This window comes from Bradyrhizobium sp. HKCCYLS1011 (assembly GCF_051167795.1).
Lineage (GTDB): Bacteria > Pseudomonadota > Alphaproteobacteria > Rhizobiales > Xanthobacteraceae > Bradyrhizobium.
The window spans coordinates 187,928-202,085 of the sequence record NZ_JBNPTT010000012.1; the positions used below are offsets into that span (position 1 = coordinate 187,928).

11 protein-coding genes are annotated in these 14,158 nt (G+C 63.4%); 10 read left to right on the top strand and 1 reads right to left on the bottom strand.

Features of this window, described 5'->3' with window-relative positions:
- Positions 1-17: 17 nt before the first annotated feature.
- Genes ACQR1W_RS33595 through ACQR1W_RS33615 form a run of 5 tightly spaced genes read left to right on the top strand, consistent with a single transcriptional unit; the run spans position 18 to position 6,005 of the window.
- Positions 18-1,127, top strand: coding sequence for an ABC transporter ATP-binding protein (locus tag ACQR1W_RS33595; RefSeq protein ID WP_434854855.1), 1,110 nt, complete (start codon positions 18-20; stop codon positions 1,125-1,127).
- A 2-nt stretch (positions 1,128-1,129) separates the two neighbouring features.
- The gene (locus ACQR1W_RS33600; protein ID WP_434854767.1) at positions 1,130-2,710 is read left to right on the top strand and encodes an FGGY family carbohydrate kinase; all 1,581 of its coding nucleotides are present in this window, start codon (positions 1,130-1,132) and stop codon (positions 2,708-2,710) included.
- The gene (locus ACQR1W_RS33605) at positions 2,703-3,743 is read left to right on the top strand and encodes a 2-hydroxyacid dehydrogenase (RefSeq protein WP_434854768.1); all 1,041 of its coding nucleotides are present in this window, start codon (positions 2,703-2,705) and stop codon (positions 3,741-3,743) included. Before ACQR1W_RS33600 ends, ACQR1W_RS33605 begins: the two co-directional genes overlap by 8 nt.
- Before the next feature lie 19 nt (positions 3,744-3,762).
- Positions 3,763-4,500, top strand: a complete 738-nt coding sequence (locus ACQR1W_RS33610; protein ID WP_434854769.1) for a class II aldolase/adducin family protein — start codon at positions 3,763-3,765, stop codon at positions 4,498-4,500.
- The gene (locus ACQR1W_RS33615) at positions 4,497-6,005 is read left to right on the top strand and encodes a glycerol-3-phosphate dehydrogenase (RefSeq protein ID WP_434854770.1); all 1,509 of its coding nucleotides are present in this window, start codon (positions 4,497-4,499) and stop codon (positions 6,003-6,005) included. Before ACQR1W_RS33610 ends, ACQR1W_RS33615 begins: the two co-directional genes overlap by 4 nt.
- 81 nt (positions 6,006-6,086) lie before the next feature.
- Here ACQR1W_RS33615 and ACQR1W_RS33620 read toward each other — a convergent pair whose 3' ends face one another.
- Positions 6,087-7,031 carry a LysR family transcriptional regulator gene (locus ACQR1W_RS33620; RefSeq protein ID WP_434854771.1) on the bottom strand — a complete coding sequence of 315 codons (945 nt, stop codon included), beginning with the start codon at positions 7,029-7,031 and terminating at the stop codon, positions 6,087-6,089.
- 138 nt (positions 7,032-7,169) lie between these two features.
- On the opposite strand from ACQR1W_RS33620, the gene ACQR1W_RS33625 reads away from it, so the two are divergent.
- The 5 genes from ACQR1W_RS33625 (at position 7,170) to ACQR1W_RS33645 (ending at position 14,093) form a co-directional block, all read left to right on the top strand.
- Positions 7,170-8,483, top strand: coding sequence for a cation:dicarboxylate symporter family transporter (locus ACQR1W_RS33625; RefSeq protein WP_434854772.1), 1,314 nt, complete (start codon positions 7,170-7,172; stop codon positions 8,481-8,483).
- 6 nt (positions 8,484-8,489) lie between these two features.
- Positions 8,490-9,524, top strand: a complete 1,035-nt coding sequence (locus tag ACQR1W_RS33630) for a PdxA family dehydrogenase (RefSeq protein WP_434854773.1) — start codon at positions 8,490-8,492, stop codon at positions 9,522-9,524.
- Positions 9,514-10,971 carry an MmgE/PrpD family protein gene (locus ACQR1W_RS33635; RefSeq protein ID WP_434854774.1) on the top strand — a complete coding sequence of 486 codons (1,458 nt, stop codon included), beginning with the start codon at positions 9,514-9,516 and terminating at the stop codon, positions 10,969-10,971. Before ACQR1W_RS33630 ends, ACQR1W_RS33635 begins: the two co-directional genes overlap by 11 nt.
- Before the next feature lie 15 nt (positions 10,972-10,986).
- The gene (locus tag ACQR1W_RS33640) at positions 10,987-12,423 is read left to right on the top strand and encodes an MmgE/PrpD family protein (protein ID WP_434854775.1); all 1,437 of its coding nucleotides are present in this window, start codon (positions 10,987-10,989) and stop codon (positions 12,421-12,423) included.
- Between the two features lie 314 nt (positions 12,424-12,737).
- Positions 12,738-14,093, top strand: a complete 1,356-nt coding sequence (locus ACQR1W_RS33645) for an MFS transporter (RefSeq protein WP_434854776.1) — start codon at positions 12,738-12,740, stop codon at positions 14,091-14,093.
- Positions 14,094-14,158: the final 65 nt, after the last annotated feature.

Sequence of the window (14,158 nt, forward strand, 5' to 3'; positions counted from 1 at the left end):
AGCTGTTGGCGATGGGTATGCTCGAGCTCAGAAACGTCGACAAGGTCTATGGCAGCCGTGGCAAGCCGCCAGTCCATGCGGTCCGTGCGCTCGATATGGACGTCCCGAGCGGCGAGATCGTCGCGCTGTTGGGGTCATCAGGCTGTGGCAAGACCTCGACCCTGCGCATGATCGCGGGCTTTGAAGAGGTCACCTCGGGTTCGATTGCGTTGGGACATCGGCAGATCCATCGGCTGCCGCCGGCTCAGCGCAAGGTGGCGATGGCGTTCGAAGGCTATTCACTCTATCCGCCGCTGACGGTGCGCGAGAACATCGCCTTTGCGCTGAAGGCGCAACAATTGTCGCGGAGCGAGGTGACCCGCCGGGTGGATGCGATTGCGCGGCTGGTCGAGATCGACGACATCCTGGACAGCTATCCGCGCGCAATTTCGGGAGGCCAGCAGCAGCGGGTTTCGCTGGCGCGCGCCCTGGTGCGCGACGCCGATCTCTACCTTCTGGACGAACCGATGGGCCAGCTGGAGCCGCAGCTTCGCGCCGTGCTGCGCGGCCGGATCAAGGGACTGCTCGCCGAGCGCTGCATGACCGCGATCTTCGTCACGCACGATCAGGCCGAAGCAAGCGCGCTTGCCGATCGTATTGCGGTCATGGAAGACGGCATCCTGCAGCAATTTGCCAGCGAGAAGGATCTGAAGAACCGTCCAGCCAATCTTTTTGTCGCGAGCTTCATCGGTGAGCCGCCGATGAACCTGCTTCAGGCGGAGGTTGCCCGCAACAACGGCGGTTTTGGCCTGTCGGTTGGGCCGGATCTGGTGTTCCAGATTCCGGGAGACACGCTCGACAATGCTGCGCAGAAAGCGCTGGAGGGCAGTGCGCGCCTGACGGTCGGCATCCGACCCCAGAAGGTTGCGGTTGGCAGTGGTGATGTGCGGCTGCGCGTCGTCTCCAACCAATGGCTCGGTGACCAGTCGCATGTCGCGGGTGAATGTGCCGGCAAGCTCTTGATCGCAGTCACGCCGAACCGGATCGCGGCGCGGCCAGATGATGTCGTCCCATTCGCGATGGAGTCGCGTCATCTCCACATCTTCGCCGGCGACGGCACCTGCATCCATCATGCGGAGGCGGGCTGATCATGCAGCTTTCCCCAGGCCGCGACCTCATCATCGGCATCGATGCCGGAACGTCCCTGATCAAGGCTGTGGCGTTCACGACGAGCGGCCAACAGCTTGGCGACGTCTCGCTGCCGAATGCCTATGACACCGCAGCCGGAGGCCGCGTCGAGCAGGACATGGCGCGAACCTGGCGCGATACGGTCGCGGCACTTCGTGGACTGGGTGCGGCCGTTCCTGATCTCGCAGGGCGCGTCGCGGCCATCGCGGTGACGGGCCAGGGCGACGGGACGTGGTTGATCGACGACGACGGCCAGCCGGTTGCGCCGGCGCTTCTGTGGCTCGATTCTCGCGCCGCTGCCATCGTTGAGGAGATTCGCACCAGCGAGCGCAATACGGCGCTCTATCGGCGGACCGGCTCCGGACTGAATGCTTGCCAGCAGGGACCGCAACTGGCCTGGCTGCAGACGCACGCACCGGAGATCGTGTCGCGCGCTGCGACTGCATTCCACTGCAAGGACTGGCTCTATTTTCTGCTGACCGGAGAACGCGCGACCGATCCCGCGGAGGCCAGTTTTTCCTGCGGCAATTTCCGCGAAGGTGGCTTCGATGCGGAAACCGCGCGGTTGATCGGCATCGCCGATCTGAAGCGGCTGTTTCCGCGGGTCGTCGACGGGGCAACGACGACGCATCAGCTCAATGCGGCGGCCGCGGCGGAGACGGGCCTGCCGGCGGGCCTGCCGGTGACGCTGGGCTATGTCGACGTGATCTGTACGGCATTGGGCGCCGGCCTATATGACCCGGCTCCCGATGTCGGATGCACGATCATCGGTTCAACCGGCATGCATATGCGGCTCGCGCCGAGCGCCGACGCCGTGGCTCTGAATCCGGAAGCAACCGGCTACACCATGCCTTTTCCGGTGCCTGGCTATTATGCCCAGATGCAGTCGAACATGGCCGCGACGCTCAATATCGACTGGCTTGTCGATCTCGCACGCGATCTGCTGGCCTCCGAAGGTGTCAGTCGTTCGCGCGCCGACCTGATCCGGCGTCTCGATGAGAACGTGCTGCAGGCCAGGCCATGCGAGCTGCTGTTTCATCCCTTCATCTCCGACGCCGGCGAGCGGGGTCCGTTCGTTGCCCATGAGGCCTGCGCGCAGTTCCTGGGCCTGCGCTCGCGCCATGGCTATTGGGACCTGATGCGCGCCGTGATGGAAGGGCTAGCCTTTGCTGCGCGCGATTGTTATGCGGCGATGGGCTCGCTCCCGGGTGAGGTGCGAATGACCGGCGGCGCGGCACGGAGCCGCGCGCTCGGAGCCATTCTGGGCGCGGCGCTCGAAAGCAGGATTCGCATTTGCAGCCGCGGCGAAGCAGGCGCTGCGGGAGCTGCCATGATGGCAGCCGTCGCGACCGGCCTCTATCCGGATATGGCGGCCTGCGCGGAGGATTGGGTGACACCTTATTTGAACGCGCCACAGGCGCCGGATGCCGCGCTGGTCGCGCGTTATGGACAGATGTTCCCGGCCTATCTCAATGCCAGGCTGGCCGCGCGTCCGGTCTGGAAAGAGCTGGCAACGCTGCGCGCGGGGGCCGGTCATGTCTAGCTCCATCGCCATCGTCGGTGATCGCTTCATGCTGCCGTCGGTGTTTGCCGAACGGATTACGTCGGCCTGCGGTAACGACATCGAGATCCGCATGCTCGAGCAGCCGTGGCCGGATGAGCCGATGGAGCACGGCTATGCCGGCTCGAAGCTCGATGGGTTGAAGGAGTTCATGGGCGATCCCGATGACGTCGTCGATTTCATCGGTAACGCGTCGATGCTCGTGACCCACCTGGCGCCGATCTCGCGATCGATGCTGCAGCGGCTTCCGAACCTGAAGTTCATTGCGGTGTCGCGCGGCGGCCCGGTCAATATCGACATGCAGGCCGCGCGCGACCATGAGGTGCTCGTCGTCAACACGCCGGGCCGCAACGCCAGCGCGGTCGCCGAGTTCACCATCGGTGCCATTCTCGCCGAGACCCGTCTCATTCGCAGTGGCCATGAATCGCTGCGTGGCCGGGAATGGCGCGGCGATCTCTATCGCGCCGACCGTACCGGCCGCGAGCTCAGCGAGATGACCGTCGGCATCGTCGGCTATGGGGCGATCGGCACGCGCGTGGTGAAGCTGCTCAAGGCGTTCGGCTGCAGGATCTTGGTGGCCGATCCTTATGTCCAGCTCAGCGCCCAGGACCGCAATGACGGCGTCGAGCACGTCGCTCTGCCGGACCTGCTGGCGCGCGCCGACGTGATCACCCTGCATGCGCGGGTGACGCCGGAGACGACGGGCTTCATCGATCGGGACGCGTTTGCGCGGATCAGGCCCGGCGCCTTCCTGATCAACACGGCGCGGGGGCCCTTGGTCGACTACGACGCGCTCTACGACGCGCTGTCATCGGGGCGTGTTGGCGGCGCCATGCTCGATACGTTCGCAGTTGAGCCGGTGCCGCCGGACTGGCCGCTCTTGCAATTGCCGAACGTCACGCTGACGCCGCACATCGCCGGTGCCTCCGTGCGCACAGTCACCTTCGCCGCCGATCAGGCGGCGGAAGAAGTTCGCCGCTTCCTCGCCGGCGAACCGCCACTCAACCCGTGCTGAAGACGAAAGGTATTGCCAGATGACCCGTGAAGAACGGCAATTGCGCGAAGCCATTATCGCCAAGTGTCGATGGATGAATGCGTCGGGTCTGAACCAGGGCACGTCGGGCAACATTTCCGCGCGCTACAAGGACAGGATGCTGATCACGCCGTCGGCCACGCCATATGACGCGATGAAACCGGACATGATTGCGGCGATGCCGATCAACGGCAAGGAGTACGGCTCCTGGGAGGGGCCGCTGCAGCCCTCCACCGAATGGCGCTTCCATCTCGACATCATGCGCGGACGGCCGGATGTCGGCGGCGTCGTCCATACGCATTCGACCTATGCCACCGTGCTTGCGATTGCACGCAAGCCAATTCCCGCCTGCCACTACATGATGGCGGCATTCGGCGGCAACGATATCCGCTGCGCCGGCTATGCGCGTTATGGCACCAAAGAATTGTCCGAGCTTGCGCTCGCGGCGCTGGAAGGCCGCAACGGCTGTCTGTTGGCCAATCACGGCATGATCGCGGTCGGCGCCAATCTGGACAAGGCGATGTGGCTTGCCGTCGAGCTGGAGACGATCGCGCGGCAGTATTATCTCTCGCTCGCGCTCGGCGCGCCTCATATTCTCGGCGAGGAGGAAATCGCGGAGACGGCGAGGGGCTTTTCAACTTATGGCCTGCAGCCGCCGAAAGCGAAGCCAGCGAAGGCGCGCCTCACCACCGCTGCGGCACGGAAACGGCCTGAGAAGAAGCTCAGCACGAAGCGATGACAGAGACTGCGCCGGTTGCGGGCAGGGATCACGGGCTCGTCGACATCGCCATCATCGGCGGCGGCATCAATGGAGCGGGTATTGCCCGCGATGCCGCAGGCCGCGGCCTCAAGGTATTGCTCTGCGAGAAGGACGACTTTGCCGAAGGCACCTCGTCGCGCTCGGGCAAGCTCGTTCACGGCGGGCTGCGCTATCTTGAGTATTACGAATTCCGCCTGGTCCGTGAGGCCCTGATTGAGCGCGAGGTGCTGCTTGCCTCCGCGCCGCATATCATCTGGCCGATGCGTTTCGTGTTGCCGCATTCGCCGGAGCAGCGGCCGGCCTGGCTGGTGCGGACGGGCTTGTTTCTCTATGACCATCTGGGCGGCCGCAAGCAGCTGGCAGCGAGCCGCGGGCTCGATCTGGCGCAGGCTCCCGAGGGAGCACCCCTGCGCCGCGAATTTCGCCGCGGCTTCGAATATTCCGACTGCTGGGTGGACGACGCCCGGCTTGTCGTTCTCAATCTGATCGATGCCTCGCGCAATGGCGCCACGATCCTGCCCCGCACGCGGGCGGTGCGCGCACGACGAGAGGGCGAGGTCTGGGTCCTCGAGCTGAAGGGCGAGGACGGCGATGCACAGGTTGTGCGAGCACGAGCTCTGGTCAATGCAGCGGGGCCCTGGGTTCAGGAGGTCCTGCAGGGCGTGACCGGGATGAACTCCGCATATAACGTGCGGCTTGTGAAGGGCAGCCACATTGTGGTGCCGAAATTCTGGCGCGGACCGCAAGCCTATCTGCTGCAAAATACGGATCGTCGCGTCATCTTCGTCAATCCGTATGAGGACGAGCTCGCGTTGATCGGCACCACCGACATAATATATGACGGTCGACCGGAGAACGTCGCGATCGACGCAGCGGAAATCTCCTACCTGCTGCAGGTCTTGCATCGCTATTTTCAGGCTGCGCCGCGGGCGAGCGACATTGTGCATGCGTTTTCCGGCGTCCGGCCGCTCTACGACGACAACGCGGAAAATCCGTCTGCAGTCACGCGCGACTATGTGTTCGAGGTCGATGGCACGCACGATGCGCCGCCGCTGCTCTCCATCTTCGGCGGCAAAATCACGACGTATCGCCGGCTGGCGGAGCATGCGCTACAGCGGCTGCAGCCGTGGTTTCCAAAGATGGCCTCAGCTTGGACGGCGGGTCAGCCGCTGCCGGGCGGCGACATCGCTGGCAGCTTCGAGAGTTTCGCGCTCCAGCTGGCGCGCGAGTATCCCGATCTGCCGCACAGACTGATCCATCACTATGCGCGTCTGTATGGCACGCGCACCCGACTGCTTCTTGGCGCAGTCCGTACGACCGCCGATCTCGGCCGCCATTTCGGAGGAAGTTTCTACGAGCGAGAAGCGATCTTTCTTCGCGAAACGGAGTGGGCGAGGACGGCTGCGGACTACCTCGATCGGCGGACCAAGCACGGGCTGCATCTCGCGCCGGCTGAAAGGGAGGCATTTGAGCGCGATATTTGATGAGCTTGCTGAACTGATAACGAGCTGAACGCGTCGCTTGTCAACAAGCGATCCGAGTTTTGAGCGCCGCGCTGATTGACGCTATGAGATCGGGCTTTTGCCGAGTTTCTTGATCGTGCTCCAAAAAGCTTCGGCTGCGCTCGTAATGCGAGCCCGCGATCGAAACAGGCAGATGCTGATGTCGATGTCCCATTCTTTCGGACCTGCGCGCAGCAAGCGGCCGCTGTGAATATCGCCCTCGACCAGGCTGCGCGGGGCCCAGGTGATGCCACGGCCTTCGCGCGCCATGTTGACGAGCAGCATCACGGGAGCCGAGAAGCTGGGCGCCAGTGATGCACTTGGTTCCTTGGTGGCGAGAAACGACGTCACAATTCGTCCTACGCCGGAGCCCGGATGGTAGGTGAGATAGGGGAGCGGGGCGTTGCTCGCGCCCGGCAACGCATAGCGCGGGACCGCCCTGCGTTGGCCCCCGCTGCGGGTGGCCTTCTTCGGCGCCGGCGCGCTGATCGGTATCAGCACGTCGCGATCCAGCTCAATGCGCTGAAATCGATCGGGCTCGAGCCGGCTGGTGAGGGTCGGGTGATAGTGGGCCAGCAGAAAGTGCGCCTGCGCGTCGAGGAGTAGCCTTTCGCAGCCGGCGAAATTGGAGGCGACGAGCTGGATCGCCGCACCGGCCCCGGCACGGTCGACCCGACGGATCCAATCGGGAAAAAACGTCTGCGATAGCGCATGGGTTGCGACGAAATGGATGGTCTCGGCCTTGAACCGGGCGGCTTCCAGGGCTTCCTCGCGCCCGTTCAGCACCCTGCGGAGCACGTCCTCGGCGACCGGGAGAAAGCTCTCGCCCGCTGACGTCAGCGTCACGTTGTGTGTGCTGCGCTCGAACAAGGGAGCGCCAAGCCACTCCTCCAGCGCCTTGATGCGGCGGCTCAACGCCGGCTGGGTCACATGACGGCGCTCGGCGGCGCGCGAAAACCCGCTCTCTTCGGCAACCGCAAGGAAATCCTCGAGCCAAACCAGGTCCATAATAACGTTTTGTCCTCAAATCATTCCGATACGGCATTAGCGCCTCGGACGGCGCTGGTCCATTGTAACCGCGTCGCAAAAACCAGAACAAAGCGCCTTCCTGATATGGCGCGGAAAAACGTCTCAGGGGGAAACGAATTGCGGGTCGTAACACCATCGCTGTCCGAGCCCTTGCCGCGGCCCGTATCCGAGGGGCGCCGCAAGCCGCTATGGCGCGAGCCGTATGTCCTGGTTGTGGCCGGCGCCGCACTCGGCGTGCTGGTTGGCGCTCTCTTTCCAACCGTCGCGGTCGATCTGAAGCCGCTTGGCAACGCCTTCATCTCGCTGATCAAGATGACAATTGCGCCCCTGATCTTTCTGGTCGTGGTGACCGGCATTGCCCAGGTGGGCGACATGAGGGCGGTAGGCCGCATCGGTCTCAAGGCCTTCGCCTATTTCGAAATCGTCACGACCCTTTGTCTCCTGTTCAGCTTCGTTGTCGTGCGTTGGGTTCAGCCCGGTGCGGGCGTAGCCCACGCCACCGCACAGCAGGCCGAAACTGTGGCCCGCTACGCGGAGAGCCATGTCGGATCTCTGTCGGCTTACATCCAGCATATGATACCGGATAGCTTCGTCGGCGCATTCGCGAGCGGCGATGTGCTCCAGGTTCTCGTGCTGGCGCTCTTATGCGGGATCGGCCTGCTGCTCCTTGGCGAGAAGGCCGCGCCGCTGCGGTCGGGCCTTGAGCGAGTGACCGAGCTTGTCTTCAGCGTCGTCCACGTCGTCGTTGCGTTGGCCCCGATCGGAGCCTTCGGCGCGATGGCCTTCACGGTCGCCAAGTTTGGTGTCGCGACGCTGTATGCGCTCGGCGTGTTGGTCGGCACCGCCTGGGCGATGATGGCGTTCTTCATTTTCGTCGTTCTGGGGACCATCTGCCGTCTCGCCGGGATTCGTCTGATGGATCTGTTGCGCCTGTTGCGCACGGAGTTACTTGTCGTGCTCGGGACCTCGTCGTCGGAAACCGCCATCCCTGGGATGATGGAGAAGCTGCCGAAGGCCGGCGTGGGGCGTGCGGTGGCAGGCCTCGTCATCCCTTCCGGATATTCCTTCAATCTCGACGGCGTCGCGCTGACGCTGCCGCTCAGCACGATCTTCGTCGCCCAGGTCTACGGCATCGAGCTGACGGCGGCGCAGCAATTGAGCCTGTTCGTGGTGATGCTGTTCACCAGCAAGGGCGCTGCCGGGGTCACGGGCGGAGCGTTCGCTGCGCTGGCCGCAACCGTCGTCGCCGCGGGGCTGCCCGCGGAAGGGCTGGCGCTGCTGCTCGGCATCGACCGGTTCATGTCGCTGGCGCGTGCGATCACCAATACCATCGGCAACGCGGTCGCCGCGATTGTGGTCGCGAAATGGGATGGTGAATTCGACAAGGAGGACTGGACCAGGTCTTCCCTTCAAATCCAAGCAGCGAAGTAAGGATCAATGGTGACCAACACAAATGAGCTGCCGATCGTCGCGTTGACGCCCGGAGATTGCACCGGCATCGGCCCCGAACAGATCGCTCGCATTCTCTCTGACGACCGGCTTGCGGATGTGGCACGCCTCGTCGTGATTGGCGACGCCCGTGTGCTCGAGATGGGCATGGCCCATGCCGGCGTGAAGTTGACCGTCGAGCGGATCAAGTCACCCAAGGCGGCCGACTGGGGCCGTCGCGCCGTGCAACTGGTTGATCTCGGTAACACCGATCCGTCGACATTCCCGATCGGCAAGTCCAACGCAGAATCCGGACGGCTGACTGGAGAGACGTTGTCGCGCGCGATCGATTTCGCCAAGTCCGGTGAGGTCGACGCGATCACGTTCGCGCCGCTCAACAAGCGGGCGATGTTCGACGGCGGCTGGAAGTTTCCTGACGAGCACAAGATGTTCGCGAGTCTGCTCGGTCACAGCAGCTATTTCTCCGAGATGAACGTCCTGGACGGCCAGTGGATGTCGCGCGTCACCGGGCATCAGTCGCTGCGTGAGGCCCTCGACAGCATCAACCCGGCGAGCATCACCGACGCGATCGAGCTGGTCGACCGGATGATGCGAAAGGCCGGCGTCGCCGAGCCGCGCATTGCGGTGGCTGCTCTCAATCCGCATGCGGGTGAGGGTGGCCTGTTCGGCCGGGACGAGATCGAGATGATCCGGCCGACGATCGAAGCTGTTGCGAAGCGCGGCATTTGCTGCACCGGGCCGTACCCCGCCGACACTGTCTACGTCCGGGCCTTCGCCGGCGAGTTCGACAGTGTGGTTGCGATGTATCACGACCAGGGCCAGATCGCGACCAAGCTTCGCGGTTTCAACCGCGGTGTTACCGTCACTGCCGGCCTGGAGACGGTCTTCACCACGCCGTCGCATGGAACAGCTTTTGACATCGTCGGCAAGGGCGTCGCCAAGACCGGCGCGCTCGAAAGCGCGGTCCGCCTTGCCGCCCAACTCGCGTCGATGAAGGTAAAGGAGGCATCCTATGCATACTGACCGCAGAACCCTGCTGCAGGCGGCGGCCGCGCTTCCGCTGGCCACCGTCGGCGCCAGCCCCGCGTTCGCCGCCGAGGCTCCGGCCGCGGCGCCCGCAGCCCCGCCGCCCAAGGAGGTGACACGTGCGCTTGCGCATTATCTAGTGACGGCGAGCTATGACGATTTGCCGCCCAATGTCCGCAAGGAAGGTGTCCGGACGCTGTTGAACTGGGTCGGCGTCGCCATCGGCGGATCGCACCACGAGACGGTCGACATCGCCGTCGCCGCGCTCACGCCGTTCTCGGGTCCGCAGCAAGCGTCGCTTTTCGGACGACGCGAGCGCTTCGACATCATGAACGCCGCCTTCATCAATGGCGTGTCGAGCCACATCTTCGACTACGACGATACGCATCTGAAGACGATTATCCATCCCGCCGGCCCGGTGGCCTCGGCGATCCTCGCGCTTTCGGAAATGCAGCCGGTCTCCGGCAAGGAATTCCTGAACGCACTCGTGCTCGGCGTCGAGACCGAATGCAGGATCGGAAACTCCGTCTACCCCAACCATTACGATGTCGGCTGGCACATCACGGGCACGGCCGGTGTGTTCGGCTCGGCAGCTGCAGTCGGCAAGCTGTTGAAGCTGAACGAGCAGCAGATGACATGGGCGCTCGGACTTGCCGCGTCGCAGCCCGTGGGCTTGCGTGAATCCTTCGGCTCGATGAACAAGAGCTTCAATCCCGGGCGTGCAGCCTCGAACGGCATGTTCGCCGCTTTGCTGGCGGCGAAGAATTTCACGTCATCGGACGGCATGATCGAAGCCAAGCGCGGCTGGGCCAATACCATCAGCACCAAGCAGGACTATAACGAGATCCTGGGCGATCTTGGCAAGCGCTACGAGGCGGCGCTGAACACCTACAAGCCATTCGCGTGCGGCATCGTGCTCCATCCCGCGATCGACGCCGCGATCCAGTTGCGCAATGAAAACAAGCTGACCGCCGACCAGATCGAGAGGATCGACCTGAAGGTCAATCCTCTCGTGCTCGAGCTCACCGGCAAGAAGACGCCGCAGCAGGGCCTCGAGGGCAAGTTCAGCGTCTATCATGCGGTTGCCGTGGCGATCGTGGAAGGAGCGGGCGGCGAGAAGCAGTTCAGCGATCGTGCTGTGACCGATCCGACCGTCCTTGCGCTGCGGAGCAAGGTGGTCCCGGTCATCACGCCCGCGATCAAGCCGGAACAAGTCGACCTGACAATCGTGCTCAAGGATGGGCGAAAGCTGAACCGCTTTATCGAACACGCGATCGGCAGCGTCGAGGTGCCGCTCACGGACAAGCAGCTCGAAGCGAAGTTCTCCGACCTTGCGGATGGCATCATACCCGGTGCGATGATCAGGCGCGTGATGGACGCGTGCTGGAATGTCGAGAGCCTGCCGAGTGCTGCGGAAATCGCCAAGATGTCCGTTTCGACCTGAGTGGAGCGGACGAGTATGCCGTCACGTCGTCGTTTCCTTCAGTCCGCCGGCTCGATCGCCGCTTTGGCGGCGACGCGAAGCCGAGCGGTCAGGGCGGCCGGGCCGCGCGTGACCGAACGGCTGGCGCGCTACATGGCCGCGGCACGCGATCAAGAACTGCCGGAACAAGTGGTGCTCGCATGCAAGCACCGCATTCTGGATACGTTCGGCGCCATGGTGTCCGGTGCGCGGATGCATCCGGGCGAGATGGCGCTGAAATATGTCCGCAGCCTCGGTGGGGAGCCGCAAGCATCCGTGGTGGGATCCGACCTTCGTACCAGCGCCGTCAATGCGGCGCTGGCCAACGCCATGTGCGCTCATGCCGATGAAACCGATGATTTCGAACCGGTGACCAAGGCGCATCCCGGCTGCTCGGTCATTCCTGCCGCGCTTGCGATGGCCGAGCGTGAGCACCGCAACGGGGAGGAGTTCATTCGGGCGGTTGCGCTGGGTTATGACTTGAACTGTCGGCTCCTGATGGCGCTGGGGCCGGACCTCGTGCGCGGCTCGCATCGCAGTGCCGAGGGCACCTCATCGACGTTCGGCGCACTCGGGGCTGCCGCATCGCTGGCAAGGCTTGACGAGAGGGGGATGCGCTTTGCGATCTCTTATTCGGCCCAGCAGGTCTCTGGGCTCTGGAGTTGGGTCAAGGACAAGGACCATGTTGAGAAAGCGTTCGACTTTGCCGGCATGGGCGAACGCAACGGTGTGATGGCCGTTGACATGGTGATGGCCGGGCTGACTGGCGTCGACGACGTGCTCGATGGCACACATAATCTCCTCATCGCGCTCTCAACCGATCCGAAACCAGAAGAAATGGTCAAGCACCTCGGCAGCCGCTTCTATGTCACGGAGACCGCGATCAAGACCTATTCGGTCGGCTATCCCATTCAGTCGCCGCTGGATGCGCTGTTGACGCTGCGTAAGCGCTACGGCCTTGGCCCGGACAACGTTCGCAGCATTCTGGTCAAGCTTCCGACCGACGCGATGGGGATCGTGGGTGAGAGCGCGATGCCGGACGTCAATTGTCAGCACCTCGTGGCGGTCGCGCTGGTCAAGGGTGCGGTTTCCTTCGACGACAGCCATGATGTTGCGCTGATGCACGATCCGAGCATCATCGAACAGCGTGCCAAGGTGATGCTGGCTGGGGATCAGGCGCTGATGGACCCGGCTGCACCGCGCGGCGCTATCGTCGAAGTGACGCTGACCGATGGAAGAAGGGTGGATCACTTCACGAAATACCCGCCGGGCACCAAGGAAAATCCACTCAGCACCGAAGCAGTCAGCGCGAAGGCGCGCGACCTGATGCTTCCGGTTCTGGGACTCGACAAGACGGAAAAACTGATCACGCAGATCGGGACGCTTGAACGGCTGGAGGATGTGGCCGCACTGCGACAGGCATTCGCGACGTAATGTCGACGACCATAACAACGTTGCTCTGGAGGCGACGCGTCGCGCCCAAACCATATGTCTTTCTTATGACCACCAATCCAAAACAGTATTGTCGCTGCTGTGGAATTGGGTCTAACGGAACCGAAAGGCTCACCAAATTCCAGGCGAAAAATTCAAGTTCGTGACGAATGCCGCGGTTCAGGGAGGGGCCCCGGCCGTCGTGCCGTCTGCCGTAAATTCACGACCAGTCGTTGGGATGATCGAGCCGGCCGGCGCCACGGCCGGGCTCGACGATAGCAGCCTGCGATCTGCTTTGAACATGCACCGGCCGACTCTTGGAGGCGGCGGCGCACTTATGCTCCGTGCCTGTTCGCCCGCTGCCGCCGGGCCGGACGCGTACCTTTGGCGGAATTCGACATCACAAAGTGAAAGAGACAATGAAACTCGGCTGGTATGCGGAACTCAACGACGTCGAACGTAGAACCTATTGGGCGTGCTTCGCCGGATTCGGCCTCGATTCCTTGGATTCGACAATTTACGCGTTGGTCATCCCAGCGCTGATTGCAACGATCGGCCTGACGCGTCCGGAAGCTGGCTATCTCGCGACGGCAGCCCTCGTCGGTGCGGCCGTTGGCGGGTGGGGTGGTGGCATCCTCGCCGACCGCATCGGTCGGATCAAAGTGCTCCAGTTGACGATTCTTTGGGTCGCACTCTTCACGCTGGCCTCCGCGTTCGCGACGGGGTTCAATTTTCTGCTTGTCGTGCGCTTTCTCCAGGGGCTCGGCTACGGAGGCGAGGCTGCCGTGGGTGGCGTTTTGATCAGCGAGGTCGTCAGGCCAGCGCTGCGCGGCCGTGTCGCGGCGTCCGTCCAGAGCAGCTATGCGGTGGGCTATGCCGTCTCCGTCGCATTGCTGCCCGTCATCTCTTCAATTTTCCCGGACGAGCTCGGCTGGCGCGTCTTCTTCGCGATCGGGATTGCGCCGGCGTTTCTGGTCTTCTTCATCCGACGCCTTGTGCCGGAGTCGGGGCTTTATCGTGAAAGCCGGGCGAACAAGACAGCCGCAATGCCAGCGTGGACAATCTTCACTAGGGCGCATCTCCGGCGCACAGTGGCGGCCGCCACAATGGCCACCGGCATTTTTGGCGGAGCCTACGTCATGATCACCTGGCTGCCGACCTATCTGCGGACGGTCCTGAACCTCACGGTCGGGACCAGCGCGGGATATCTTGCAATGAACATCCTCGGTTCGTTGGTTGGGCCGTTGCTGTATGGCTGGCTTTCGGACCGGACAGGGCGGCGTCCCGCCTTCATGATCTTCCTGCTGTGCCAGGCCATCAATGCGAGCATCTATCTGCTCGCGCCGATCGGCGCGAATACCACGATCCTGCTCAGCTTTTTCCTTGGTGCCTTTCAGGGCGGATTGGCGTCAGGCATGCTGCCGACCTTCGCGGAACTATTCCCGACCGAAGTTCGTGCGAGCGGACAGGGCTTCTGTCTTGGTGGAGGGCGCGGCTTCGGTTCGGTCGTACCCGCAACCGTCGGCATGCTGGCCGCGTCTCATCCCCTGGGCTTCTCAATGGGCATCTGTGCGCTCGCCTCTTACGGAGTGGCGTTTGTCGCAGCGATGGCCTTGCCCGAGACCAGCGGCGCTGATCTGCATCGTGTCACTTCGGCGGATACGCACGCCTAGCGTCTTCGAGATGATTGCCGATCCGCATCGGAGCAAGCGAGACGCTTGCTGATGAGCAGTTGGCA

Excerpts from the sequence above, each read along its gene's own strand:
- ACQR1W_RS33600 (WP_434854767.1), top strand. The coding sequence starts at position 1,130 with ATGCAGCTTTCCCCAGGCCGCGACCTCATCATCGGCATCGATGCCGGA.
- ACQR1W_RS33620 (WP_434854771.1), bottom strand. The coding sequence starts at position 7,031 with ATGGACCTGGTTTGGCTCGAGGATTTCCTTGCGGTTGCCGAAGAGAGC.
- ACQR1W_RS33630 (WP_434854773.1), top strand. The coding sequence starts at position 8,490 with ATGGTGACCAACACAAATGAGCTGCCGATCGTCGCGTTGACGCCCGGA.
- ACQR1W_RS33610 (WP_434854769.1), top strand. The coding sequence starts at position 3,763 with ATGACCCGTGAAGAACGGCAATTGCGCGAAGCCATTATCGCCAAGTGT.
- ACQR1W_RS33640 (WP_434854775.1), top strand. The coding sequence starts at position 10,987 with ATGCCGTCACGTCGTCGTTTCCTTCAGTCCGCCGGCTCGATCGCCGCT.
- ACQR1W_RS33595 (WP_434854855.1), top strand. The coding sequence starts at position 18 with ATGCTCGAGCTCAGAAACGTCGACAAGGTCTATGGCAGCCGTGGCAAG.
- ACQR1W_RS33605 (WP_434854768.1), top strand. The coding sequence starts at position 2,703 with ATGTCTAGCTCCATCGCCATCGTCGGTGATCGCTTCATGCTGCCGTCG.
- ACQR1W_RS33635 (WP_434854774.1), top strand. The coding sequence starts at position 9,514 with ATGCATACTGACCGCAGAACCCTGCTGCAGGCGGCGGCCGCGCTTCCG.
- ACQR1W_RS33615 (WP_434854770.1), top strand. The coding sequence starts at position 4,497 with ATGACAGAGACTGCGCCGGTTGCGGGCAGGGATCACGGGCTCGTCGAC.